This is a genomic window from Vibrio sp. A2-1, from assembly GCF_021728355.1.
GTDB classification, from domain to species: Bacteria; Pseudomonadota; Gammaproteobacteria; order Enterobacterales; family Vibrionaceae; genus Vibrio; species Vibrio splendidus_K.
Genome location: NZ_JAKKCO010000001.1, coordinates 88719 through 113302, shown reverse-complemented (window position 1 = coordinate 113302; position 24584 = coordinate 88719). Strand labels below are relative to the sequence as shown.

Here is a 24584-nt window from a genome sequence, read left to right as displayed (position 1 = left end):
TCGGCCTTGTTAGTCCGGCCTTTTGGAGTGGCGCTATTGTTCAAAAAAATACGTTATTGATATACCGTAAATTTACTGAAAATTTTATAGCTTTGGTGAATTGAATTACATAATGATATGTTGATATGGCTTTTATATTGAGAATCGCAAGCCGAGCTTAAACCCGATATCCGTGCTGTTATCCATATTCCGGATGTTCTCAATCATCACGGGGTTTGTTAGGCAGAATTAAAATCCTGAGCCTATAAAAAACACCGTTCAATTAATGCAGTAAATGTACTGCTTATCATTCGACAATCTAGAACTAAGAGTTATAAAAAACTTAAAAATAGAACCTATGATATATATAAGAATCTTATCTTGCACTGAGCCACTCGAACGAATATCTTCTGAGTATTGACCTAATGAATATATCGAGAAAGGAAAAACGTGCCTGCTTTAAGCCTAAGTTTTGAACAGCTATTAATGAAACAATCAACCTCTCTTATTAATAGCGATCCTAAAAACTTTCAAACAACGTGGTCAGAAGCAAGCTTTGACGTACTCGATTGGTTCGGGATTGATCGTTTAACGCTATACCCGAATTCAATGGTCTTACTCGAAGACGGGAAAACTTGTTCAGTATCCAAAGCAAACATACCTCCTGTCGATAAGAAAAGTTTGGTTGGCGGTAACTACCTTGATTACCTAAAGCTATTGAAAACCAATGAAACATATCTCACTTTTACCAGCGACGAACTCGTTTCAACCAAAAACTATGTGTTAAAGAGGATCTATAAAGAAGGGGGAAGATGGCACTGCATCATTCCTTTGCAGCTGTTTAACCAACGCTGGGGAGCATTGTCTTTCACTAACTTTCACGACAACGATACCACCTTCGATCTCGAAGACATCCAGCGCTTAAAGTTAGTCTGTGAACTTTGGCTCTGTTATTGGCAGCACTCAACGCTAGCGAGGACACTAAAGCAAAATGAGAATCGGCTAGCAGATGATAGTGAGAAGCTATTATTACTCACAAAAAAACAAACCAAGGTTTTGGCTCTCATTGCTCAAGGGTTTAGTGCAAAAGAGTGTGCAGAACAGCTCCACCTTAGCTCTCGAACGATAGAATCGCATAAATACAGAATGCTTGGATTGCTCGATTTAAACAGTCACAATGACCTGATTCAATTCGCCTTACGCAATGGCCTAGGTCTTACAGAAAACCTACACACGACACGTTAAAGTAAGGCTATGTGCACTCTTTACGCATAATATTGGTTGTTATTCGTTGCCTTCACTCAGAGCAAATTTGATTTCATCCGACGAAAAGCCCTTTCGACTTAACATTGCGTACGCCTTTGAACGCTCTTTGTGATCGTTGAGGTCATATGATTTCTTCTGCAGCTGTTCCAAACAAGATGAATAGAAATCCAGTTGCTCCTCATTAGTTAATCGGTCGACCAACGATGACAACTCGCTGGTGTCGATTTGTCGCTGTCTGAGCTCTTGCTGAATAGCAGTCAAGCCTTTGCCTTTACGAGCATACTTAAGCACCTCTTTTTCCAAATCAGCTTTCTCAGCCTTAATTTGAATATTACTTTTCAGTTCATGCGACTGCGTGTGCTGGTCAATCGCTACCTTCACCTGCTGGTAGCTAAAACCGCGCTTTTGCAGGGTCGCGACCAGCTTTTCACGGCTCATGGTAAAACTTGTATAGTAATGGTTGATGCGGTCTATCAAGATGGTTTGTTCATCAATAGACTTTTCGAAAGACACCTTATGGATTGCATCAGAAATCACTGAGTCCGTCAGGCCCTTCTTTTTCAATTTTTCGACAATGTATCGAGAACCAAATTCACCAGAGAAAGCTTGTTCCACGAATTGTTCAGCAAACACTTGGTCAGACTTGAGATACCCAAAGCCTTTCAAAGTATTCAACGTTTCATCGATCCATTCTTGATTGTCGGTTTTCACTTTGAGCTTCGCAACCAACTCGCTTTCCGTCATATCTCTCTGGGTTAGGTGCCACATCGCAGAGTTCATGACACTTTCAATTCGTGTTGCTTTTCTTACCGTTGTATTTCTACTATTCGTTTTTTGCTGTGAATCATCCATTCGCTTTCAACTGTCCAAACTAAGCCTACCCCATCATAACGTAATTCTAAGGCGGTTGAGTGACATAAAAGAATGAAGCTCAATATAAACGGAAGCCAATAAAAATGGACGCTTATTCAGCGTCCATTTGATATCACATTAAGAATGATGGCTCTAAGCCATGCTTAGCTTTTTCGTATTAGCTTTTTTCGTAATAGCTCTATTCGAAATTACTTCTCGTACTTAGCTCTTTCGTTTAGTTCTCTTCGTGATTGTAAATATGCACATCTCGTTGAGGGAATGGGATCGTGATGCCTTCTTCATCGAAGCGTTTCTTCACGGTTTCCGTCACATCCCAATACACATCCCAATAGTCATCGGTCTTAACCCAAGGTCTGACGACAAAATCAACAGAAGACGTATTCAAGGTATGAAGCTTGATCATATGCTCCGGTTTTTTCAGTACTAGAGGGTGCGCAAGAATGATGTCGTTCAATACCGCTTTCGCTTTATCGATATCATCTGAGTAACCAATGCCGAAGACCATATCAACACGTCTCACACGTTCTGCAGTGATGTTGTTGATCACGTCACCCCAAATCTTGTTGTTCGGGATCACCAAGCGTTGGTTATCGATGGTTTGAATGGTCGTCGACACTAAGCTCATGTCTTTTACTGTGCCTTGAACGCCGGCCACTTTAACCATGTCGCCCACATCATAAGGACGATAGATCAAGATCATCAAACCTGACGCAAAGTTAGACAGTGTGTCTTGTAATGCGAAACCAATAATGACACCCGCCACACCGAAACCGGTTAATAGTGGCGCTAGCTCAATCCCAATTTGAGACAGAGCGATAAGCAAACCAATAAACACGACCGCTTTAGATGCGATGGATACGAAGAACTCCTGCATCAATACGCTAAAGTCCATTTTAGAGTGCGAGACACTCTTACGAACGGTCTTACGAGCCACGTTAGCAATAAGGCGAGTTACGTATAAAATACCGAGAAACAGAGCTAGTTTAACGATAAATGAAGGCGTGTTGTCAAACGCCCATGAACTGAACGATCGAAGCCAGCTATCCAATAGATCCAGTGCAACATCGACATCCAACACATCGGCGTTAATGTCCCCAGTAGTCGCTAATAGAATGCGCTTGTACGAAGTGACATCCACACCAAACGGGGCCATCATAGAGATACTGGTCTCTAAGCTGGCAACCATTACACTGGTTCGTTCGCTGAAACGTATTAACTCAGTTTTTATTGTCGCCTTTTCGTCTTCACTAACAAAAGACAAACGACGCTCTAGATCTTGACGCTGCGTGTCTGTATACAGGATCGCATTGGTCAGATATTGAGAACGAGAAACCAATGCGGTTTTTAACTGACTTTCCGCAGCCGATACATCAACGCCTCGATCTTTTGACCAACTTAAGGTTTTAGAGAGTTGCTGATAGTAATCATCCATCATTCCGATACGTTTTTGAATCAACAATTCAAGACGCTTTTTTGAATCCCCCTCAGCCGAACGGTTGTCTTTGCTCATAGAGACAATTTTGACTTCGTTCAATGACAGTAAATGTTGTAAAAGATCTACCTGTTGGGCAAGAACAGCGTCTAAGCCTTCCTTCTTATCGGATGATAATTGGGAGGAAATCTCTTTACGTAGTGCTTGGTTCTTTCGTCTTAATATATCTTCTAGAAACGGCTTCTCAGCATCGTGCGCTGTTTCTAATGTTGTTAGGTCCAGCATTAGCTGGTCTTGTACTTCTGCTATTTTATCGACACTTTGTGCAAAACTCCCTGATGCAACAAACGCCAACATTAAAAATAGACAACGCCAAACCTTTATCATGTTAATTCCTATGAATGTCTAAATTGACCCCTTAAATAGTAGTAAAAAGAATATGGATAACAAGCATTTAAACGTATGTTGTGTTAAAAATTCGCAAAATATCAGTACGTATCTAATATTTGAGAGTTCCAATCCCCTCTTATGATCTGTAGAGTACGCAACCAACAAAGAACAACAGCCAATATCGTCACTTAAGCACATGCACAAAAACGCCTTAAATCCGATGTTAGCTAACAGCAAGAGAGCATAGAAATGAACAACGAACTTGATATTATCGAATCCTTAGAAGAACTAGAAAAGTTCCTAATCTCAGTGGAAGCTGGCGGTTTGGGTCTTGAAGGCGTTGAAGGTGTAGGCATGGCAACCAATAATTCAGATGGTCGTCACTTCGTTGCTGTATTCAACAGCAGCCACAAAGTTCTGCTCGCTCGCTGGATCACCAAAGAAGTTTTCGAAAATGGTAAAGACTTGGTACGTAATGGCCCTCGCCGTACTCACTAAGCCTTTCCAATAGAACCAACGATTAAGCCCAATAAGTTCCTCTAAGATCTGTTGGGCTTTTTGCATCTCCTCATCGTGAATAAACAAATCGACACAGAATAAATTAGTTCTAATTGCCGGTTGTTGTGAACTTTAACCAGAGCCCAATGTCGTACTCGCGTGAGTTGATGTTTATACGTCTTTTATCGTGTATATGCCGTTTCCCGCGTTTATATAGTTTCTCTAGTTTATACATGGTTTCACTTTAACAATTTTATGACTTGTGGCGCGAAGAGAACTTATCTAAGCTAGCCACAATTCAATGAGCTCGCTTTAGCTATTAACTATTAACTATTAACTGATTTGATTACTGACTAATTTGCTGAACACATCGCTACTTTTCTTACCCACACAGAATCGCCAACAAAAGCAATCGCTTTGGGCGCTTCTCCTTACCGGACTGGTTATTGTAACTTGTCTGGCGAGTACGCTGTCTGCAAATAAAGTAACGGCTTCAGCTTCCTTAGTTGGACAATCAATATTTGTCGGCGCAGAAACCAGCAACCCACATGCTGTCATCGCATCTTTAGATAAAATGTCTGAGCTTTATGCCAGCGTTTTTGGTTCAGAAGCATCTAAAGCTCTGACAACACCAAATTCAAGTTCATGCAGCCTGAGTTCGAAAATGCTGACCTTTGCCGCCCCGAAAACCGGCTGGCTGATCCCATTCGTACTTATTATTGCTGTTGCATTTAACTTACCTCCTCACATCTCGAGATTATCTAGAGACAATCATCGCTCTGCTCGACCTACAAAACACCGCTTACACCTAAAGCACTGTATATTTAGAGAGTAAATAACCGGGCTATTCCACCCTTTTATTTATTTTTTTGGAGATACATTTGTGTACAACACACTACTAACTAAGTTTGTCGATTCGTTGGCATTCTGCATGCGCACATGCGCAAAAGCTTTCGTCACTGCAATCTTAGTCATGACGTCATTTACCGCCCTGGCTCAAACCACGGGCTGGATAAGCGTGCCTGAGCATCCGCCAGTTAAGATGCGAATGATGTCGACGGGTGAACAGTCGGATAACGGTGGTACCGTTCAAACTGTATTGGACGTTACACTCGACGGTGACTGGAAAACCTATTGGCGCAGCCCAGGTGAAGGTGGCATTCCGCCAAGCTGGGATTGGTCTGATTCAACTAATATAGAGTCTGTAGATTGGCATTGGCCGATCCCTAAATACTACGAACAACTTGACGTAATGACGCTGGGCTACAAAAAGCACGTAAGCTTTCCTGTCACCCTAACGTTGAAAGACAAAACGCAACCCGCTGTATTTAGGGCTTCTCTCTCGTTCCCGTCGTGCACCAATATTTGTGTTTTGACTGACTATGACATCGAACTCCCTATCGACACGCAGCAATTGCAGTTCGATGAAGAAGCGATGTTCTTGTTCAACCAAGGCATGAGCCAATCTCCAAGAGAAGCGAACCGGACTTCAGTGAACGGTCTATTTTGGGACAAAAGCAAGCAACAACTGGTCACTCAACTAACCAGTAACGAAGGCTGGGATAAGCCGATGGTGTTGATTGACGGGCAAGAAGTCATCGATGACTTCTTTGCTCAACCAACCGTCCATATCACCGGCAATACGATGACCGCGGTATTTGACGTCAGCAACTGGATAGGCGAAGTCGACTTAACGGATCGCACCGTTAGTGTCACAGTTTCAGACACTAATTTTGCCGAAGAGATGACGGCTCAAGTCGGCTCAGAACCTATCGCTTATCAAGCAAGTAACAACGGTTTTCTTGCAATGATCGGCTTTGCTTTGATTGGCGGTTTGATCCTCAATATTATGCCATGTGTATTGCCTGTATTAGGAATGAAGTTAAATAGCATCATTCAAAATCAAGGTGCATCCAATCGACATATCCGACTCTCATTCTTAGCTTCTGCGTCAGGTGTCATTACGTCATTTGCACTCCTAGCCCTTGGCATGACCGCTCTAAAAATGGGTGGCAATGCGATTGGTTGGGGAATCCAGTTCCAAAATGTTTGGTTCATCGGGTTCATGCTGATCATCACTTTGCTGTTCTCGATTAACCTACTTGGGTTATTCGAATTCAGACTACCATCAGGTTTAAACACTTGGATGGCGACTAAAGGCGACGACTCACATTCAGGCCACTTTATTCAAGGCATGTTTGCTACGCTGTTGGCAACACCGTGTAGCGCTCCATTCCTAGGAACCGCAGTCGCTTATGCACTTGGGGCAAGCTACCAAGAGTTGTGGGCTATCTTTATCGCACTCGGCATCGGTATGAGTGCACCTTGGTTGATTTTCGCGCTGTTCCCAAGTCTTACAAAACTGCTTCCAAAACCTGGGGCATGGATGTTCAGAGTTAAGCTGGTATTTGGCTTAATGATGTTCATTACCAGTCTATGGTTAGCAAGCCTAATGAGCCCATTCATTGGTAAATTTCCGACGATCCTGTTGTCACTGTTTATCGTGATTACAGTATTGATTTGGATTGGCCGTAAGTTGGGTCGCAAGGTACTTATTCCTATCGTCGCAACCACAACCTTGGTGTTTGGTGCTGCATTAATCGTAGGCAGTGTGACCGCAGACAATTGGGCGACACCGATTGTTGACGATCTCGCTTGGCAAAAGCTAGATGCTCAACAAATCCCTCAATTGGTTGAGCAAGGCAAAACGGTATTTGTCGATGTGACCGCTGATTGGTGTATTACCTGTAAAGCCAACAAAATCGGCGTCGTTCTCCAAGACCCTGTCTACAGCCACCTACAGCAAGAAAACATTGTTTTGATGAAAGGCGATTGGACAACACCAAGTGAAAGTGTCACTCAATACCTACAAAGTAATGGTCGATTTGGTGTGCCATTTAATATCGTCTACGGCCCAAGCTATAAAAGCGGTATTCCACTGCCTGTCATTCTCGACAGTGACACTGTCGTTCAAGCCATCAACGCTGCGAGATAATTGATGAAGACTCCCAACAATGAAGATAAATCTAGCACGACTGAAGACAGCGCTGTAAAGGGTGAAACCAAAAAGCCAAGTCGTCTTAAGAAGTGGGGAAAGGAACTGGTTTCAATGATATTGATCGTTGGCGTGGTTTCATTTGCGATGGACTTTTATCACAGCAGAAGCATGCCTCAGGGCGACGCGATTCCAATTGTGGGTCAATCACTCAAAGGCAAAGATATTGATGTTATCGAGCTAAGCAAAAATGGTAAGCCAGTCATTGTCTATTTTTGGGCAACTTGGTGTGGCGCCTGCAAATTTGTGAGCCCAACCGTCAATAGCTTCAACGACTCCCATCAAGTGGTTTCGGTCGCTCTGTCATCGGGCCCAGACGAACGTGTTCAGCGCTACTTAGAGGCAAAAGAGTATGACTTCCCTGTGATCAATGATCTTTCTGGATCTATCAGCAGAAGTTGGGGCGTTAATGTCACTCCAAGCATCGTCATCATCAAAGATGGAAAGATTAGCAGTATCGCAACAGGCGTTACTTCCCCGATAGGGCTCTGGTTAAGAACCTACTTTGCATAACTCGCTTACAAAGAAAAACTGAGCAAAGCAAGGCGAATAACTCGATTTAGCCCGTTTAACGAACAGTATTACCGTGATCGCGACCCAATGAGCGCTCACGATTATCAAGAATTAGAGAATATATAGCATGAAAAAACATCTGATTAGTACACTGATTTTAGGCTCACTAATGAGCACCGCTGCCTTCGCTGAGTTAAGTACAGAGCAAACCCAGCAACTTGAAGAGATTAACCAATTTCTGAAAGAGAACCCTTCTACGATCTCTGGCTTACATACCAGCTTAGAGCAGTACGTAGCAGGGCAAGAACAGTCGAAGAAAGCTCAAGCAGGAAGCCATGATTGGTTATACAACAATGACGCTCACCCAATCACGGGCAACCCGGATGGCAAATCAGTCATCATTAACTTTACCGACTATAACTGTCCTTACTGTAAGCGCTTGGAAAAAGGCTTGGTTCAATTAGCCTCTGAAAATAGCGACATCAAAGTGATCAACGTGTACTTATCGTTTAAACAACAACAAGTTGCAGGGCTAGACACCAACGCTGCGCTATACGCGATGAAAGTATGGAAAGATAACCCAGAAGCATTCCCTGAAGTTAATAGATTGCTGATGGCCAAAAGCGGTATTCACTCGAAAAGCTCACTAGAAGCCGTTGCCAAGAAGACGGGAACAGAGGCGGAACTAAAAACAACTAAAGAACAAAACCAGGTTCTAACCACTAACCACCAAACGTTCAGTGCACTCGGCTTAACGGGCACTCCAACCATGATGATGAACGGAAATGTTTTACCAGGATATGTGCCTTACGACCGACTTAAAGATATCGTGGATGACGCTTTTTAATCGAGTGTAGATAGAGATAAAGACTCGAAAGAGAAGTGAATAAAAGCCGACTCGCGCAAACCGCAGTCGGCTTTTTCATTGCTTCGAAACAATAGAACACTTTGAAACGACAGTTCTGAAGTCATGGTTTTGAAGTCATGGTTTTGAAACAAAAAAAGTCGAAGTGTCACCATCTCGCAATAGATTCTTAATTAACCCTCTCTAGGCTAAAAGCAGTTCTGTCGATGAGTCAAAGACGTGTTAACTCAAGACAACTGTCCTTTGACCGAGCCTTGCTCGGTCTTTTTTTGCTTAACTCAGCAAGCGACAAACAAGCGCGCCCGGCTCCCTTAATGCATCCACGTTATAGCTGAGTACACGACCAGAAGATGGTGCGTGATAACGACGACATTCATTACCGAACGCATCATATTGGATGGCGAGCAGATCATCTTGTTCGACACTTTGCAAAAGCTCGACCTGAGGCAGCACAAAGCCACCTATGTCGGCGCGGATAGACACAACGTTGTTACCTTCTATCCAGTCCATACTTGGCAGCTGATTTGCCTCAAACGGGTCTTCACCATCAAGCATCTCGTAGTAAGACAGCATATTAAAAACACCGTCCACGGCTCGTTGAATCATATCAGGCTGAGTAAACTTACCCATCCCCACTTCCACCGTAATACTCGGAATTCCACTTCGATTCCAAACCGTTTCAAGAATACCTGGATCGCCGGGATCATTGAGAACACAATCTGGTGTCATCAACCTTGCCATTTCAAGGCATTGTTCAATTCGGTAGTCAGCAAAAACATAAAGTGGGTAGACCGCGCCACGAGTTTGGGTATGCAGGTCAACGGCGAATGTCGCATTGTGTTTGAGTAAGCGATCCCACAAAGACGCAACAAAGCGCTCTGCCGCTAAGCCATTCGCATCCCCTGGAAAGAGTCGATTAAGGTTGGCAGGGCAAGAGCCCGGATCCGAAGAGATAAAATCGCGGCTATGGTTAAGCAAACCCGACAAATTCACAGTAGGCACTATCGTTACCGTGCCTTTGAGAGTTTTACCGACTAAGTCTCTGATAATTTGCTGAGCAGCCAACACACCGTTGAGCTCATCACCGTGAATACCAGCGGTGATCATCAACTTAGGACCTGCTTGACTGCCTTTGAAAACAGAAACCGGCATGTTCTTGGGTTGCCCTAGCCCATCACTGGTTACTTGAAACCAAAACTGGTGCTCTCCAACGGGTAGGTCTTCAACATTCAAGGAGCCAATAACCTGCCTACCTTGTAAAACATCGCCTAAGTACTCTGTTTTCATCCAACGTCTCCATCTTGTTGAGCAAAATCTATTCTCGTCTAAGTTTTTGCATCATAGAGGATATCTTAATCAGTACAAACAGTTAATAAGATGAACGAGCTCTGACTTCCCCATAATACTCACTCATATCATCATCACTTCCCCTAAATAGAAACTCGCAAAAGTAACTACACAAAAACAGATAAGTTGTATAACCATTCACAAATCACTCAGTCTATTGAAATAAAAGTGCAATAAAATCAACACTTAAAAAGTCCCCTATTCACGAAAATGTAATTTTATAGAAATGAAAGCTTAATTTAGCTGCTCTAAATTAGCTTCATATCGAAACGGAGAGCACATTGCTCACGGATTTTAAAATACAAGGTAAGTGATTATGAAAAAGGCAGTTCTAGCTTCTGCAGTGGTAGCGGCACTAGTTTCAGGTTCATCTCTAGCAGCAACAGTTTACAGCTCTGATGGTACAGAACTTAAAATTGGCGGTCGTGCGGAATTCCGTGGTGATTTCATCGGGTCAGGCGGTAAAGAAATCGACGGAACCATGAAAAATAAAAGCCGTGTGCGTTTAAATGTTGGCGGTACTACTGAAATCACTAGCGATCTATCTGGTTTCGGTTTCTACGAAGCAGAACAAGGCGTAAATTCTTCAGCGGATAACGATGAAACTGATAACTTTAAACAACGCTATATGTACGCTGGCCTTGAAGGTAACTTTGGTGCTGTTTCGGTAGGTCGTCAAGATACAGCTGCTGCTCAAATCTCAGAAATGTCGGATGTTACTATCTACTCAGGTGATCAAAAAGCCTTCATTAACGCGGGCAACGAGCAGATTAACAACACGTTCGTGTACGCTTACGATGCTGATGCTCTTTCGTTGAAGGCAAGTTTAATCGCTGGCGAAGATAAAGATACAGACGGTTACGGTATCTCTGGTATCTACACATTACCTATGGGCTTAGGTTTTGGTCTTGGTTACTCAGGTAATGACAATGGTGCAGGTAATGGCTCTGCAACCGCTGTAATTGCTGGTATCAACTACAAAATGGATGCTCTATACCTAGGTGCCACCTACACAATGGGTGACCTAGACGACAAAGCTAAGACTGAGTTCTCTGGTGTAGAAGTTGCGGCGAAGTACAAACTTACCGATCAATTTGAATTGGCTGCTTTGTACCAAAAACAAGAAAAAGACGCGACACAGAACATCACTGTAGATACAGCTGATTTCTTCGAGCTAACGGGTACATACAAGTTCAACAAGTCTATCCGTACTTACGTTGCTTACCAATTAAACAACCTAGACGATGTACAAGTTGCAGGTCTAGAGACACAAAGCGAAGATTCTCTTCGTCTAGGTCTACGCTACGACTTCTAATCTAAATCGGCTTTAGATACAGACTAAAAGGTTGGGCAATAGCTCAACCTTTTTCATATTCAAATATTCTGACTAACTTCATCAATGCTTTTTCTGGTTAAGTGGTGCTAAATCCGTATCATAGGTGAACCACATCAAATAATTAGAAGCATCATGTCACAACACCATCCGATCCAAGGCGCTAGCTGGATGCTAACCGCAGGCCTAGCCTTTGCCGTCATTAACAGCCTAACTCAAATCGCTAGCATTCATTTCGGACTTACTTCTACTACCGTTGCCGTCATTCAATACGCCATCGCGTTGTTCGCTATTCTTCCTTATCTGAAAACGCTGGGCATTCGCCGCGCGCTAAAAACCGACAACCTCAAGTTGCATGTATTCCGTGTGTTTTTATCGGTAATTGGTATTCAACTTTGGATATGGGCGCTGGCTTACCCTGTTCCTATTTGGCAAGGCATTGCCCTTCTCATGACGTCACCACTGTTTGCAACCATAGGTTCAGGGCTTTTCCTCAAAGAGAAAGTTGGAGCTGCTCGCTGGGGTGCGACCTTAGCAGGTTTCGTGGGTGCGATGGTGATTCTAGAGCCGTGGGCTGAGGACTTTAATTGGGCAACGCTACTACCGATTGGCGCCGCTTTCTTTTGGGCATGCTACTCACTAATGGTGAAAAAGCTCTCTTCACAAGACAGCCCTTCTACCATGGTGGTCTACCTTTTACTATTGATTACGCCATTTAACATCCTACTTGCTGCGCCAGATTGGCAGACTCCAAGCGGCGGTACGATTTGGGCGATCTTAATTGTCATCGGTGTTATGACGGCACTCGCTCAATGGGCAATTGTAAAAGCCTACTCAGTCGCTGATGCTTCATTCGTACAACCATTTGACCACGCAAAATTACCGCTAAATGTCCTAGCAGGTTGGATTGTATTTAGCTGGGTTCCACCGGGTCGTTTATGGCTCGGGGCTGCTATTATTATTGCGTCAGTCGCATTTATAACGCACTGGGAAACGAAAAAGCCGTCAAAACTGAAGAAAGTTTAGGGTTAGTGAAATAAATAGTTCAACTGTCCGTTCTATATGGATAAGAGAATTCAAACGAGGCCGTAACCATGAAGAAACCAGTCAAGATTACACTATACCGTTGGGCAGGCAGCTGGGGTCCATTTAAAGTTAATATCCCATGTGGGGAATGTACCCTTACCAAAGACATTCTTAAGGATACTTTTGAGAATGAATTATCAGATGTCGATGTCGAACTGGAAGTGAAAGATTGGTTGTCTCACTGGTGGGAGCCTCTAAAACTGGGCTCTTGGCATGCTCCAATCCTTGTTGTTGAAGGCAAGGTTGTAAGCCAAGGCGAAGCGCTTAACCGCGGTGTGTTAGTTCAATCCGTGATCAAAGAGTGGACCAAACGCGACAGTCTAAAAGGCAACATCGTTTATGGTAAAGCGACCTGTCCATTCTGTGTTAAGGCAAAGAAAATGCTTGATGAAGCGGGTGTTGAATACCAATACCACGATGTTGTAAAAGACAGCGCAGCTTTGTATCGCATGATTCCAGAGGTCAAAGCGCACATTGGTGAGAAAACACCAGTAACCGTTCCTCAGATCTGGCTCGATGGTAAATACATCGGTGGAGCAGACAACTTAGAAGCGTGGATGAAAGAAAATGGTTTAGATACCATTCCAAATAACGTTGTCGACCTGTCCAACCAATCGGCAGGCTAAACTCACACAGAGTTACAAATCCGATCGTGAATTAATCAGTGTTTTTTTGTGTCCATCCACAACAAAACGAGCGATGACCTTCATTAATCGCTAAAACGAAAAAGGCCTTAAACTTCATCGAGTTTAAGGCCTTTTTAAATTCCGTTTTTGAAAATGCTTATTTCGCCATTTTCTTCATCATTCGCTTAAAGAATGATGCTTTTTTTTGCTTTGACTTGCCATACAATGCTTCGTGCATCATGTTTTTTGCTACCATTTGACCAAGGTATGCGTGGCCTAGTTCGTAATTCATGCTTATCTCCGCACATAATCGATTTTCTTATGCGCGAATTCTACACTTAAAGCGCTCAAAAACAAGATCTAAATCACACTTTAATGCAAGCAAACCATCCTATTGCAAAATCCGTATTCTTGTCTCTGCATCAGTCAGCATTGTATCGTTATATCATGAGTTAATGTTAAGCCCGTCTAACCTTGATTCACCATACCCACTTGCAATCCAAGACATTGGTTTAGACATTCATAAAAAAAGCAGCTCAAGAGAGCTGCTTTTTAAATACTTAGCTTAGAAACACTGACCTTAAAAGGACACTATTTGCTAATGCCTAATAGTTAGTAACTAAAACACTAGCTACGCTTTGGCTGTCTGTAAGTTTTACCCGCAATTTGGTATGTGTCTTTTTGCTTTAATTCAAACATAGTTTCAAAGAACCAAGCTGCAAATTTGATTAAGTCATCGCCTTCATTCATGACATGTTCGATGTACTCTTGCTCTTCGCCTTGTTCATTTTCTTGAAGCGTCACGTGGTAAATACGCTTTTCGCCTTCTACTTCAGCTAGCGCAAATTGACCTGTTAGTGATCCAGCAGCCTCAGCGACTTCTGTATCCTCATTGGATTTCAATAGCTCAAGCGCTTGAGGCAGGCTATCTAGTGCGCAGATAGCTTTTACCAGTACTTCAAATTCATTTTGCTGCATGTTTATTACCTATTAAATGGACGCAGGTATTGTAGAAAACCATCCATACAAATACAACGTATTAACGACTGTACTCTGAACTATAGCGAGCTAATTGTTTAACTGTACTCTACTTCAACTGTTTAACTGTTTAACTGTACTCTACTTCAGCTGTTTAACTGTATTCTACTTCGGTAGCTGCGACTTTCTTATTCATTTTGGTTGAAGACCAAAGTACTGTGCCCATGCAAGCACCAATAATCAGATAAAACACGCCTAACTGTAGATGAGTCGTGACCCAACTTTCTACTAGATACCCACCCAATAAACCCGCTAAACACATCTGAATTGAGCCAGACAATGCAGACACTGCGCCCGCTTGTTTCTTATGGGGTTCTAATAACATGCTGATTGATAGTGGGAACGAGATGCCTTGTGCTATCGCCAACCAAGTAAACGCCCAAACTAAGTTAAAGATGGATAACTCATGACTAAGAAGCCAAGTTCCCGAAGCCAAAATAATCAAAATCGCAAGGCTCATCAATTGCGGAGTGCTAAACCTACGATTGAGCAAGTTCAAAGCCACGCTACCTATCAGTAAACCTGCCGAAGGGACAATCATCAATGATCCATATTCAGCGGCGGTCAGCCCCAATTGCTCTTGCATTAAGAATGGAAACAGCGATAAAGATACCAAACTTGCCATGTAGCTCATCCAGTTATAACTGGCACTGGTCAACACTTGGCGGTTAGTCAACAAGCGTCCGTAGTTCTTCACTACTTGGCAGGCATCAAAGCGACTCTTTCCATATGGCAAAGTCTCAGGCAACACAAAGTAACCCAGCGTAAATATTGCCAGTAGATAAAGTAGAACAAACAGGAACACCGCCTGCCAACCTAGGTGAAATGAAATCCAACCACCAAATACGGGGGCAATGATCGGCATGATCGAAGCGGTGATCGAAATATAAGACAACGCTTTGGTCAGTTGAGGGCCATCATAGCTGTCGCGAAGCACACTTCGTCCGAGAACCGAGGCGCTACCCGCCCCTAAACCTTGCAACAAGCGACCAACCTCTAGCGCCGTCATGTTGTCAGAAAAAACAACACAAACGACAGTACCAATCAAATAAACACCCTGACCTAACAAGAAGATAGGTCTTCTTCCCACTGCATCAGACATCGGTCCGTAAAATAGCTGAGACAAGCCAAAACCCACCAGAAACAGCGTGACAAGCAGCTGTACATCTACCTGAGTCACACTTAAGTCAGAAGCAATTAACGGCAATGATGGCAAGTAGATGCTCACACCCACCTGTCCCGTAGCAATAATCATCATTGCTAAAAGTAACGGCGTTTTTTTAAAGGTCGATTGGCTCAAAAAATTCCCTATTCGTTTGATATTTGTTCATGATATAAGTTTATATTCAAAACCAGTAATTGATAATTAACCAAATTGGAATTTAATTAAGTCCTAACAGGAAATAATATGGATTGGATTCTCAACGTAAAAAGCTACGTTAGAGTGGTAGAAGAAGGCAGTTTCAATGGCGCCGCTCGCAAACTTAACACCACCAGCTCGGCGATCAGCAAAAGAGTAAACTGGCTCGAAGAACGTATCGGTACTCAACTTTTAAAACGGACCACTCGCTCGATTAACCAAACCGAAGCGGGTGCACTCTTTTACTTACGGGCCAAGGATCAACTCGACAATTGGCAATCAATTATTGATGAGACTCGCTCGGTTAACCAAACCCCGGCAGGCCTCTTAAAGATTGGCGCGACGATTGCTGTTGGCTCTAAATTTCTCGTGCAATACATGGACGACTTCTTAGAAAAATACCCAGATATTAAGGTGCAGCTGATCACGACCACGCCAGGCCAATTGCCTGAACTTGGCTTGGATCTCGTGATCAGTCGTGAACTGGAACAGCTCAACTCATTAAGCTTCAAGAAAACACCGCTGTTTGAACACAAGGCCAGTTTCTATGCTGCGCCGAGTTATCTTGCCAAACATGGTTATCCCACCAACGAGCAAGACTTAGAACAACACAACTCCTTAATATGGGGAGAGCGCCCTACCCGCGAAGTCACACTCACCAAAGGGCAGCGCATCACTTTGAACGGCAACTTTGCGACCACCAACCCTGAGGCTTTGTTTCACGCGGCGAAACGAGGAATGGGTGTGCTGTTAACCATCAAAGCAATGATCAAAGAGGATCTTAAACAAGGGACATTAGTTCCAGTATTGCCAAATATTACCGCCGACGAAGTGATGGTTTACGCGTACTACCCTAAACTTGATTACTCACATACGCGAACCAAGTTATTTTTGGACCATTTGAAAGATAGGCTAGATAAAGAGAGAAATAACCAAATTTTGTGAAATAAGTCTCAACTTAATTTGAAAAATGATACGACGCGGCCAATAATAAACTAAGCGCATATAGAAATAGATGCGTACAAACTAAACACACAGGCTTACACGCTGGATCTGGTTAACTAGGGATGGTAGCTATGACTCAACAAACGTACAACAATATGATAGACACTGAGCGTATAGGGCGCTTGCTCAAGTTGGAAGGTATCGACCTTTTGGAATCAGCAGTGCTTACTCTACACCAAATGTTCGATACTAAGTACACCACTATCATTGAGAAAAAGTACTTTCCAGACCAAATTGTTCCTTTAGTTATTGCTCACTCTGATCACGTCTTGCATGACAGAATCAACCCTCGTCATGGGCAAATCTATCAGCAAGCCGTTAATCAAAACCACCCTGATTGCTCATTTGCTCAATACGTTGTCAAATCACTACCTACATCTGCCTTTCGGCAAGAGATTACCTCACAGAATTCCATTGCGATTCCTACACGGACTCAAAGCGGTGAAGTCATGGGGGTACTTTTTTCTACGTTTACTTCCCCAATGAGTAATGCTCAGCAACAAGAAGCGATTAAACATCATCAACTTTTTTCGGATATCATCATCCACACCCTGCGTGAGATGTGGTTCAACGATCGCTCTGAGCAATTGGTCAATCAACTCAGTTATGAGGTCTCACACGATAGCTTAACAGGTTTACTTAACCGCAGTTGCTTATCCGATACGCTAGAATCAATCACTCAGCAAAACTCAACACCGTTTACGTTAGCAATACTGGACATTAATAGTTTTAAAGCGATTAACGATCTTCACGGCAACTATATCGGAGACAAAGTACTGCAACATCTGGCTGAGATTTTGAGACGAACACTCCCAGAAAATAACCTCACCTTTAGAACGGCAGGAAATGAATTCGCCTTCATCACCTATTACGCCGACCCAACCGCAATTTGTGAACAAATCATCGCCAAAGTAAAACAGGGGTATAACAGTATTGATCTTAGGATCGATTTTGATATCAGCATAGGCATCGCAGGATCAGCCGGAGATAGCAAAGACGTAGAGCAAATCATCTTCAACACCAGCTTAGCGTTAAAAGAATGTAAGCAAAACTCGGGTACCCATATCAAGTGCTATGACACCCACTTAAGATCTCGATATCAGAGAAAGACCGAGTTAATTGCGGCCTTGAGAAATGAACTTGAAAACTCTATCTCGCTGAACAGCGGAATGTATGTTGTGGCTCAGCCGATTGTTGGTCAACAAGACAAACGTTGGAAGTATTTCGAAGTACTCACTCGTTGGAAAACAGAAAAGCACGGCGACATATCCCCAGTTGAGTTTATACAGGTAGCAGAAGAATCCGGGCTAATTGTCGAGCTGGGTGAACGCATTATCGAACTGGTATGCCGAGCTAAAACGACATTAGAACAAGGTTTAGGATACAAGGTTAAGCTCGGAATAAACTGTTCCGCCCATGAGCTTACCGACTCTAGGCGTTACATTTCCTACCTCACTCGGACCATTGAACAGCATCACTTTAAGGCTGATGAGTTTGTTATTGAGCTGACCGAAACAGTATTGCTATCTCCAACTCAAGACACCAAAGACGCACTCAACTTTTTGCGAGAACAAGGTTTTACGATTGCGCTAGACGATTTCGGCACCGGTTACTCTAGCTTGAATTACATTCACAGCTACCCGATTGACTGCATTAAAATTGATGCCATTTTCATTCAAAATTTACTCACCAATTCGACATCAGAGAGCGTTGTTTGGTTGATCATCCAGCTCGCTCATCGACTCAACGTATCACTTGTCGCAGAGGGTGTGGAAAAGCGTGAACAGCTAGAGAAACTTCACGATATGGGGTGCGACAAGATCCAAGGATACCTATACTCGCCTCCTATGCGACCTGAAGCTATCGTGAGTTTAGTGACTCATTCAGAAGCACTCATTCAAAGCCCATAAAAATTAAAAATATAAAGCAGTAGCCAGACCAAAATCTAAAAAGCCGCGAAGCATGACTAAATACTTAAATATTTAGAAAAACTCTCGCGGCTTGATTAATCGGCCTAATTTAGAGAAATCTATTAACTGTTATTAGATTGTGCTTCTAAAGCTACCTTTAACAGCTTATCAGCTTCATCTCTTGACGCGACGAACGTCGCTTTTTCCTTTTTAGGCACTGAATCAGCCATCGGAATATTCGCTGTCATCGCATTCACAGGACGACCACGTTCGATTAACTCATAATGCAAGTGTGCCCCCGTCACTCGGCCAGTTTTACCTGACAAGCCAATACGCTGACCACGAGATACCGTTTGTCCTTTACGAACTAAGATCTTACTCAAATGGAGATAACGCGTTTTGTAAGTGCTACCGTGCTGAATAACCACGTAATTACCGGCGTATGGGTGTTTACGGGTCATGATCACTTTACCATCACCCGTCGCTTGAACTGGCGTACCAATTGGCGTCGCGAAATCTGTACCGTTGTGAGGTGAGACTCGGCCTGTCACAGGGTGTAAGCGCTTGGGGTTAAACTGAGAACTCTGACGCCATCCACTGCTTACAGGGTAACGCTGGAAAGCACGTTGTAAGCTATCGCCATTGGCATCGTAATATTGCCCATCAGTGTGTAAGTACGCAGAAACAACACGATTACGATTCATGATCTTAATCGCTTCGATTTCACGCTTTCCGGTTGCGACACCATCAACAAATTGCGCTTTCTGAAGCACTTCAAACTGATCGCCAGCGCGCAGGTCGCGGCTAAAGTTCAGCTTATCTTTAAGAAGCGTCACAATATGGTCAATCTCAAGACTATTCAGGCCAACCTTGTTCGCCGACATAGAGAAACTGCCGTGAATATCACCCACTAAAGGTTTTTGCTTCCATTCACCAGGAATAGAAATGTCTTCAAATTCATAGCTGCCATCTTCAAGTCGTCGGTAAACCGCTTTATCCGCAACACTAAATTGAATTTCCATTTTGGAAAGATTGCCCGTCGCCTCATCACGCCAAAAACGTAATGTGTTACCAGGACGAAGTGTGTCTAGGGCAAGGAAGTTTAAATCGGTTTCCATCACGCTCATCATCGATTTATAAGAAAATCCAAGTTGAGTGAAGATGCTACTCAAGTTATCGCCCGTTTGAATTTGATACTCAAACGTCGGCGGTTCGATAATAGCGACAGAAGAAGGTGATAGGATTGACTCAATAACGGTTGAGTCAGGTAAATCAAGATCGATCGTTTTCGTCAGATCCGATTCTGAAGATTGCAAAGCAATACCAAACGCTGCAATAAGTGGCAGTCCTAAAATAGCTACTTTTTTTACAGGTGAAAGCTCAGCAAACGGAGAAGAAAATATTTTTGAATACACGGTAAACAGGTCTTTCTACGATATAAAGGCATAGGATATGCTTTTCAAACGCATAAATCATCATTGCATTGTCATAATATGATGTGAATCTGCCCAATTTGGACTAAGTCATTGAGTTACCGTAAGTGAAAACTCGCTACACGATTAATAATATTAACCGCCAAATAAAAAAGCAGAAACGGCTAGTTTCTGCTTTCTATTGATTCACGCTACTTCATCTCGATTAAGCGTTAACCGTCGATACCAAGCAATTGTCTTCACCAAACTCATTCGGGATATAACGATCAGCATTCGCATCGTTCACCCATTGTTGGTCATCAACTAGATAGCGGAATTGAAACTCGCCATCTTTAGGTAGGCGAGTTTTAAATTTGTAAACCTTCCCTTTGGCCAGTTTTTTCATTGGGGTGGCTTTCCAATCAAGAAAGTCAGCAACGATGGATACAGAGTTCGCTTCTTGAGCTTCTAGCTCGAAGGTCACTTCAACTTCATCTTTCGTCTTAAAAAAACGTTTATTAATCATTCGCAAGCTCCATTTGTAAAAATAGGCAGACACCAAGCATAAGGAGTGTCTAAATTTCATTCATCTAATTAAGATAATATGTAATTTAGCTCACATAAACAACAGATCCTTGCATTAACGAAAACGTTATTGCTTACCAATTGATTGCGTATCAAAAGAAAAGCTCATTAACACCTTTTCAGAAGGGGATTCTGCAAATGATTGTTCCGCAGAATGCTGAGTAAAGCCGATAAAACCTTCCCCTGTTTGTTTGCTAGCGGATTGTAAATCTTGCTGCTGAGCGACCTCTAAAGTCTGAATTTGCACTCTATCGCCTAGAAAAAGCTGGTTGACTAGCACGACACGGCTTCGCTGCTGGTCATGTTTAAACAAGCCAAGATAATAGAACACGCCACTGCCTTGGTTAGATACCCACATCGGTGCGACAAAGAAACTCGCCTTGCCCAACGTGACGGCTGAAAGGTTGTTGGTGTCTACCGTTACCACACCACGCTCAACACCCGAGTCATAGCGTCCAAAGGCTATAGTTCTAGGTTCATCGACTTCATTAATAAAAGCGTACGCGTTGGTTTCGGGTACTTTAATTGTCCATGGGTTGGTCGTCTTCAAATCAAAAACGGTTTCAACAACAGGGTCATAACTGACTTGAGAAGAAGGAAACTTCGCCAAGATCTCTTCGTCACTTAAGCTAAAGCGATAAATACCCGCCAGTATCACCACAACCAGCATGACAATTGGAATCAGTAAAATCAGAGGTATAGGTAAGATTTTCTTTTTCATGAGCAATTATATTCTTTTGTTTTCATCCAGTTGTGCAGACCATAAAGGGCTTTAGTATAATTATCAATACAGGGTTAACCAGAAGTGGAGCATGGATGGATATCAATCATATTAAAGATAGAAATATCAGAAGTTGCGAATGCCGCTGTGGAGCAGTCAACCTAGTATGCAGAGGCGAGCCTCAACGAACCTCTGTATGCCATTGCTATGAATGTCAGAAACGCACCGGAAGTGTGTTTGGTGTTCAGGCTCGATTCCCAATAGAACAAGTCACATTAAACGGAGAAGTCACTTCTTTCTCACGCATCAGTGATACGGGCAGTGAAGTGACCTATCAGTTTTGCCCTAAGTGTGGCACCACCATGCTCTTACAATCTGTTGCTGCTGCCGATTTTTATATCGTCCCGCTCGGATTATTTAAAGAGCAAGACTTTCCGCTACCGAGCTTTTCAGTCTACGAAGAACGTAAACACGGCTGGGTCAAATTTGACCATCAAATGAGTCACTACAACTAGCCTGTTACTGACCTTTATCTCGATAAAGCAACGGCATTAGAACAAACTGCAATACTGTTGCCTAAGATCAAATATCAACGCACCACAGCGCTAGCGTATCTTTTCGCTAGCGTTATAATCGGCTCCTCTTTTTAACCCAGGGTGAACCACATGATTTCTAAGCTACCTCGCTGGGTTGAATACGGCGCTTTGTTGCTCGCAGGCCTTGCTGGCAGTGTTAATGCGATTGGCTTACTCGGCTTTCAGCATCAAGCGATCTCCCACATTTCAGGCACCATGTCTTTATTAGGCAGTAGCCTGCTCACACCAACTTCGGCTTCTTTACATCTTTTACTGATTATCATGAGCTTTATGTTAGGTGCAGCCTTCAGCGGATTCTTTATTGAGAACCAAGCACTGAAGTTAGGGCGTCGTTACGGCGTTGCTCTGTGCATTGAAGGGGGGTTGCTATTTTTAGCACTTTGGGCACTGTTACAGGGCTACACTTCAGGCCAATACTTCGCTTCAGCAGCCTGTGGTTTGCAGAACGCGATGATAACGACTTACAGCGGTGCGATCATTCGAACAACGCACATGAGCGGGATCATCACGGATCTTGGGATCATGATTGGTGCTCGCTTAAAGGGGATGCCTTTTGACCGTCGTAAAGCCAAACTACTGATGTTCATTGTGGTTGGCTTTCTGTTTGGTGGTTTAAGCGGAGCTTGTCTGTTCCAGCGCTTTGAAATTTTGGCGCTGGCTTTCCCTGCCTCTTTCGCCTTCATTATCGCATTTAGCTACTGGCTCTACCTGACCTATCGAACTGAAACGCCAGTCAATTTATAAATATCTGGCAATATATCCTCAAATTACGTAACATCCGCAACACTTTATTCTAAACTCTTAATGAGTTGCAGAATAACCAGTGTGAATAGTTAGCGATATTTGATGAATAGTATTGCAAGCACTATCAATACTGGGTAACCTTGCAGCCAGTGAGAAAATACGGATGTTTAGAGAATAAAAACGCCAAGGATGTGGCTTTTTTACATGTAGAAATACGAGAACAATTAACATGTCTAACAACACGAATACTGCTCAACCAGAGAAATCTAAAGGCAGTTTCTGGGTTTTCTTAATCCCATCTCTGATTGGTTTATTCCTTTTCATGGCGCCAATCAGCTACCAAGGTGATCTAACGATCCCTGTCGCTATTCTAGCCAAATCAATTCAAGCGGTTTTCGGTGAGTCTCTAGTTGCTATTATCACTGCAATCGTTGCCTTCATGTCTGTAGCTTCAGTTTTAAGCACCATTTTCAAACCTGCATTCATTACATCGAACTCATTTTTAAGCGGCCTTTTCAACCCATCTCCACTGTGGTTGTTGGTTCGTCTTATCGGTGGTGCTGCAGCATTCATGGCTTTCTTCCAAGTCGGCCCTGAATTTATTTGGGAAGAAAACACCGGCGGTCTCGTGCTAGAAGGCCTATTGCCGACTCTATTTTCAGTGTTTATCTTTGCTGGTTTGTTACTGCCACTACTGCTTAACTTTGGTTTGCTAGAATTGTTTGGCACCTTACTAAGTAAAGTAATGCGCCCAATCTTCAACCTGCCTGGTCGTAGTGCTATCGATTGTATGGCTTCTTGGTTAGGTGACGGCAGTGTCGGTATCCTGCTTACAAGCAAACAATACGAGAAGAAATTCTACACCCAGCGTGAAGCCGCTGTAGTTGGTACGACTTTCTCTGCAGTCTCTATCACGTTCAGCCTTGTGGTTATTGCTCAAGTAGAGCTAGAGCACCTATTCCTACCTTTCTACGCAGCAATCTGTCTAGCGGGTATTGTGGCTGCGGTAATCATCCCTCGCCTTCCGCCACTAAGCATGAAGAAAGACACCTTCATTGATGGCAGCAAGCCTCACAAAGACGCTGACGCGATTCCTGCAGGTCACTCAACATTCTCTTGGGGTCTTGAGCTAGCAGTAAACAAAGCATCACAAGTTAAGTCAGCTAAGTCAGTATTTGCTGAAGGCATCCGTAACGCCGTAGATATGGTATTTGGTGTACTGCCTGTTGTTATGGGCCTTGGTACGATGGCACTGGTTATTGCGGAATACACATCGGTATTCTCATTCCTAGGTCAACCTTTCATTCCATTCCTAGAGCTACTTGGTGTTCCTGAAGCGGTTGCAGCATCTGAAACCATCGTGGTTGGTTTTGCAGACATGTTCATCCCGGCAATCCTTGCGGCTTCTATCGACAACGAGATGACTCGCTTTGTTATTGCAGCAATGTCGGTAACTCAGCTGATCTACATGTCTGAAGTAGGCGCTCTGCTTCTAGGCAGTAAGATTCCAGTGAACATCCTCGAGCTGTTTATTATCTTTATTCTGCGTACGTTAATTACACTTCCGGTTATCGCTGGTGTAGCACATCTAATATTCTAAATTAGACCCTACTGATATAGCGTAATTAAGAACTATTTTATAAAGCCTCACTTTTGTGGGGCTTTTTATTGCCAGTAAAGACATTCCCTACCCGCTCAAAATACATTCACCTACCCACCAAAAATACAGCCAAGATATAAAATTGGCATATCATTTAATTTCATATCTGTTTAACTTCCTTCTCGTCTTAGAATAGAAAACCACACACATAAACGTCTAATTAATAAATTATCAATACCAGTAGGCTCTAGGCTCACGTGTATCTTCAACTCATTGAACCAAATGCTAAAAGTAACAAATATATGATTTAGTGAATTTTGTATTGTTTAGGTTGTTGTATTTTTGTAGTC

General features: G+C 43.1%; 23 protein-coding genes and 1 pseudogene. 14 read left to right on the top strand and 10 right to left on the bottom strand.

The features are described 5' to 3' along the window. Positions 1-132 precede the first annotated feature (132 nt). A pseudogene (locus L3V33_RS00535) lies at positions 133-210 on the bottom strand (DUF3187 family protein); the annotation flags it as partial. 219 nt (positions 211-429) lie between these two features. On the opposite strand from L3V33_RS00535, the gene L3V33_RS00530 reads away from it, so the two are divergent. Continuing rightward, positions 430-1224 (top strand): LuxR C-terminal-related transcriptional regulator, encoded by a 795-nt coding sequence (locus L3V33_RS00530; protein WP_171311620.1) that lies wholly within the window; start codon positions 430-432, stop codon positions 1222-1224. A 39-nt stretch (positions 1225-1263) separates the two neighbouring features. Here the strand turns inward: L3V33_RS00530 and L3V33_RS00525 are convergent, their stop codons facing one another. Both L3V33_RS00525 and L3V33_RS00520 read right to left on the bottom strand, forming a co-directional pair. Continuing rightward, the gene (locus L3V33_RS00525; RefSeq protein WP_237288704.1) at positions 1264-2097 is read right to left on the bottom strand and encodes a RecX family transcriptional regulator; all 834 of its coding nucleotides are present in this window, start codon (positions 2095-2097) and stop codon (positions 1264-1266) included. Positions 2098-2332: 235 nt separating this feature from the next. After that, positions 2333-3937, bottom strand: a complete 1605-nt coding sequence (locus L3V33_RS00520) for a mechanosensitive ion channel family protein (protein WP_146456440.1) — start codon at positions 3935-3937, stop codon at positions 2333-2335. Between the two features lie 252 nt (positions 3938-4189). On the opposite strand from L3V33_RS00520, the gene L3V33_RS00515 reads away from it, so the two are divergent. The 5 genes from L3V33_RS00515 to L3V33_RS00495 all read left to right on the top strand — a co-directional run bounded on the left by L3V33_RS00515 (position 4190) and on the right by L3V33_RS00495 (position 8853). Then, positions 4190-4438, top strand: a complete 249-nt coding sequence (locus tag L3V33_RS00515; protein ID WP_004731805.1) for a hypothetical protein — start codon at positions 4190-4192, stop codon at positions 4436-4438. A gap of 358 nt (positions 4439-4796) precedes the next feature. Further along, positions 4797-5273, top strand: a complete 477-nt coding sequence (locus L3V33_RS00510) for a hypothetical protein (protein WP_152960497.1) — start codon at positions 4797-4799, stop codon at positions 5271-5273. A gap of 96 nt (positions 5274-5369) precedes the next feature. Further along, entirely contained in the window at positions 5370-7433 is a 2064-nt protein-coding gene (locus L3V33_RS00505) for a protein-disulfide reductase DsbD domain-containing protein (protein WP_237290148.1), read from the top strand. A gap of 3 nt (positions 7434-7436) precedes the next feature. Then, on the top strand, positions 7437-8006 hold the full coding sequence (locus tag L3V33_RS00500) for a protein disulfide oxidoreductase (protein WP_114634850.1): 570 nt from the start codon (positions 7437-7439) through the stop codon (positions 8004-8006). Between the two features lie 127 nt (positions 8007-8133). After that, complete coding sequence (locus L3V33_RS00495) at positions 8134-8853, top strand: DsbA family protein (protein WP_054545746.1); 720 nt, start codon at positions 8134-8136, stop codon at positions 8851-8853. 291 nt (positions 8854-9144) lie between these two features. Here L3V33_RS00495 and L3V33_RS00490 read toward each other — a convergent pair whose 3' ends face one another. Then, on the bottom strand, positions 9145-10158 hold the full coding sequence (locus tag L3V33_RS00490) for a succinylglutamate desuccinylase/aspartoacylase family protein (RefSeq protein ID WP_102456540.1): 1014 nt from the start codon (positions 10156-10158) through the stop codon (positions 9145-9147). 376 nt (positions 10159-10534) lie between these two features. On the opposite strand from L3V33_RS00490, the gene L3V33_RS00485 reads away from it, so the two are divergent. The 3 genes from L3V33_RS00485 (at position 10535) to L3V33_RS00475 (ending at position 13263) form a co-directional block, all read left to right on the top strand. Beyond that, a complete protein-coding gene (locus L3V33_RS00485; protein ID WP_146456452.1) occupies positions 10535-11533 on the top strand; it encodes a porin in 999 nt (332 codons plus the stop codon). A gap of 153 nt (positions 11534-11686) precedes the next feature. Next, positions 11687-12577: a DMT family transporter gene (locus L3V33_RS00480; protein WP_017089881.1), complete on the top strand. Its 891-nt coding sequence runs from the start codon at positions 11687-11689 to the stop codon at positions 12575-12577. A gap of 68 nt (positions 12578-12645) precedes the next feature. Next, complete coding sequence (locus L3V33_RS00475) at positions 12646-13263, top strand: glutaredoxin (RefSeq protein WP_004731823.1); 618 nt, start codon at positions 12646-12648, stop codon at positions 13261-13263. 157 nt (positions 13264-13420) lie between these two features. Here the strand turns inward: L3V33_RS00475 and L3V33_RS23140 are convergent, their stop codons facing one another. From L3V33_RS23140 to L3V33_RS00465, 3 genes are all read right to left on the bottom strand, one after another. Then, a complete protein-coding gene (locus L3V33_RS23140) occupies positions 13421-13555 on the bottom strand; it encodes a hypothetical protein (RefSeq protein WP_267136812.1) in 135 nt (44 codons plus the stop codon). Between the two features lie 335 nt (positions 13556-13890). Beyond that, positions 13891-14241 (bottom strand): hypothetical protein, encoded by a 351-nt coding sequence (locus tag L3V33_RS00470; protein WP_065207013.1) that lies wholly within the window; start codon positions 14239-14241, stop codon positions 13891-13893. A gap of 154 nt (positions 14242-14395) precedes the next feature. Continuing rightward, positions 14396-15601, bottom strand: a complete 1206-nt coding sequence (locus L3V33_RS00465) for a multidrug effflux MFS transporter (protein WP_237288703.1) — start codon at positions 15599-15601, stop codon at positions 14396-14398. A gap of 108 nt (positions 15602-15709) precedes the next feature. Here L3V33_RS00465 and L3V33_RS00460 point away from each other — a divergent pair, with 108 nt between their 5' ends. After that, positions 15710-16606, top strand: a complete 897-nt coding sequence (locus L3V33_RS00460) for a LysR family transcriptional regulator (RefSeq protein WP_004731832.1) — start codon at positions 15710-15712, stop codon at positions 16604-16606. 131 nt (positions 16607-16737) lie between these two features. Further along, the gene (locus tag L3V33_RS00455; RefSeq protein WP_237288702.1) at positions 16738-18576 is read left to right on the top strand and encodes a bifunctional diguanylate cyclase/phosphodiesterase; all 1839 of its coding nucleotides are present in this window, start codon (positions 16738-16740) and stop codon (positions 18574-18576) included. Between the two features lie 122 nt (positions 18577-18698). Here L3V33_RS00455 and L3V33_RS00450 read toward each other — a convergent pair whose 3' ends face one another. From L3V33_RS00450 to L3V33_RS00440, 3 genes are all read right to left on the bottom strand, one after another. Then, positions 18699-19991, bottom strand: a complete 1293-nt coding sequence (locus L3V33_RS00450) for a peptidoglycan DD-metalloendopeptidase family protein (protein ID WP_017077403.1) — start codon at positions 19989-19991, stop codon at positions 18699-18701. Positions 19992-20214: 223 nt separating this feature from the next. Next, positions 20215-20514, bottom strand: coding sequence for an isoamylase early set domain-containing protein (locus L3V33_RS00445; RefSeq protein WP_009845720.1), 300 nt, complete (start codon positions 20512-20514; stop codon positions 20215-20217). A 126-nt stretch (positions 20515-20640) separates the two neighbouring features. After that, the gene (locus tag L3V33_RS00440; RefSeq protein ID WP_146456460.1) at positions 20641-21294 is read right to left on the bottom strand and encodes a hypothetical protein; all 654 of its coding nucleotides are present in this window, start codon (positions 21292-21294) and stop codon (positions 20641-20643) included. A gap of 32 nt (positions 21295-21326) precedes the next feature. Between L3V33_RS00440 and L3V33_RS00435 the strand changes: the two genes are divergently transcribed. The 3 genes from L3V33_RS00435 to L3V33_RS00425 all read left to right on the top strand — a co-directional run bounded on the left by L3V33_RS00435 (position 21327) and on the right by L3V33_RS00425 (position 24234). Beyond that, on the top strand, positions 21327-21809 hold the full coding sequence (locus tag L3V33_RS00435) for a GFA family protein (RefSeq protein WP_017077401.1): 483 nt from the start codon (positions 21327-21329) through the stop codon (positions 21807-21809). A gap of 150 nt (positions 21810-21959) precedes the next feature. Beyond that, positions 21960-22634 (top strand): YoaK family protein, encoded by a 675-nt coding sequence (locus tag L3V33_RS00430; protein ID WP_004731845.1) that lies wholly within the window; start codon positions 21960-21962, stop codon positions 22632-22634. Positions 22635-22863: 229 nt separating this feature from the next. After that, on the top strand, positions 22864-24234 hold the full coding sequence (locus L3V33_RS00425) for a YjiH family protein (RefSeq protein WP_237288701.1): 1371 nt from the start codon (positions 22864-22866) through the stop codon (positions 24232-24234). Positions 24235-24584 lie beyond the last annotated feature (350 nt).

What these genes read in the sequence shown, in the direction of transcription:
- L3V33_RS00525 (WP_237288704.1), bottom strand. Translation starts at nt 2,097, where the DNA reads ATGGATGATTCACAGCAAAAAACGAATAGTAGAAATACAACGGTAAGA.
- L3V33_RS00520 (WP_146456440.1), bottom strand. Translation starts at nt 3,937, where the DNA reads ATGATAAAGGTTTGGCGTTGTCTATTTTTAATGTTGGCGTTTGTTGCA.
- L3V33_RS00515 (WP_004731805.1), top strand. Translation starts at nt 4,190, where the DNA reads ATGAACAACGAACTTGATATTATCGAATCCTTAGAAGAACTAGAAAAG.
- L3V33_RS00505 (WP_237290148.1), top strand. Translation starts at nt 5,370, where the DNA reads ATGCGCACATGCGCAAAAGCTTTCGTCACTGCAATCTTAGTCATGACG.
- L3V33_RS00500 (WP_114634850.1), top strand. Translation starts at nt 7,437, where the DNA reads ATGAAGACTCCCAACAATGAAGATAAATCTAGCACGACTGAAGACAGC.
- L3V33_RS00495 (WP_054545746.1), top strand. Translation starts at nt 8,134, where the DNA reads ATGAAAAAACATCTGATTAGTACACTGATTTTAGGCTCACTAATGAGC.
- L3V33_RS00490 (WP_102456540.1), bottom strand. Translation starts at nt 10,158, where the DNA reads ATGAAAACAGAGTACTTAGGCGATGTTTTACAAGGTAGGCAGGTTATT.
- L3V33_RS00485 (WP_146456452.1), top strand. Translation starts at nt 10,535, where the DNA reads ATGAAAAAGGCAGTTCTAGCTTCTGCAGTGGTAGCGGCACTAGTTTCA.
- L3V33_RS00480 (WP_017089881.1), top strand. Translation starts at nt 11,687, where the DNA reads ATGTCACAACACCATCCGATCCAAGGCGCTAGCTGGATGCTAACCGCA.
- L3V33_RS00475 (WP_004731823.1), top strand. Translation starts at nt 12,646, where the DNA reads ATGAAGAAACCAGTCAAGATTACACTATACCGTTGGGCAGGCAGCTGG.
- L3V33_RS23140 (WP_267136812.1), bottom strand. Translation starts at nt 13,555, where the DNA reads ATGAATTACGAACTAGGCCACGCATACCTTGGTCAAATGGTAGCAAAA.
- L3V33_RS00470 (WP_065207013.1), bottom strand. Translation starts at nt 14,241, where the DNA reads ATGCAGCAAAATGAATTTGAAGTACTGGTAAAAGCTATCTGCGCACTA.
- L3V33_RS00460 (WP_004731832.1), top strand. Translation starts at nt 15,710, where the DNA reads ATGGATTGGATTCTCAACGTAAAAAGCTACGTTAGAGTGGTAGAAGAA.
- L3V33_RS00455 (WP_237288702.1), top strand. Translation starts at nt 16,738, where the DNA reads ATGACTCAACAAACGTACAACAATATGATAGACACTGAGCGTATAGGG.
- L3V33_RS00445 (WP_009845720.1), bottom strand. Translation starts at nt 20,514, where the DNA reads ATGATTAATAAACGTTTTTTTAAGACGAAAGATGAAGTTGAAGTGACC.
- L3V33_RS00440 (WP_146456460.1), bottom strand. Translation starts at nt 21,294, where the DNA reads ATGAAAAAGAAAATCTTACCTATACCTCTGATTTTACTGATTCCAATT.
- L3V33_RS00430 (WP_004731845.1), top strand. Translation starts at nt 21,960, where the DNA reads ATGATTTCTAAGCTACCTCGCTGGGTTGAATACGGCGCTTTGTTGCTC.
- L3V33_RS00425 (WP_237288701.1), top strand. Translation starts at nt 22,864, where the DNA reads ATGTCTAACAACACGAATACTGCTCAACCAGAGAAATCTAAAGGCAGT.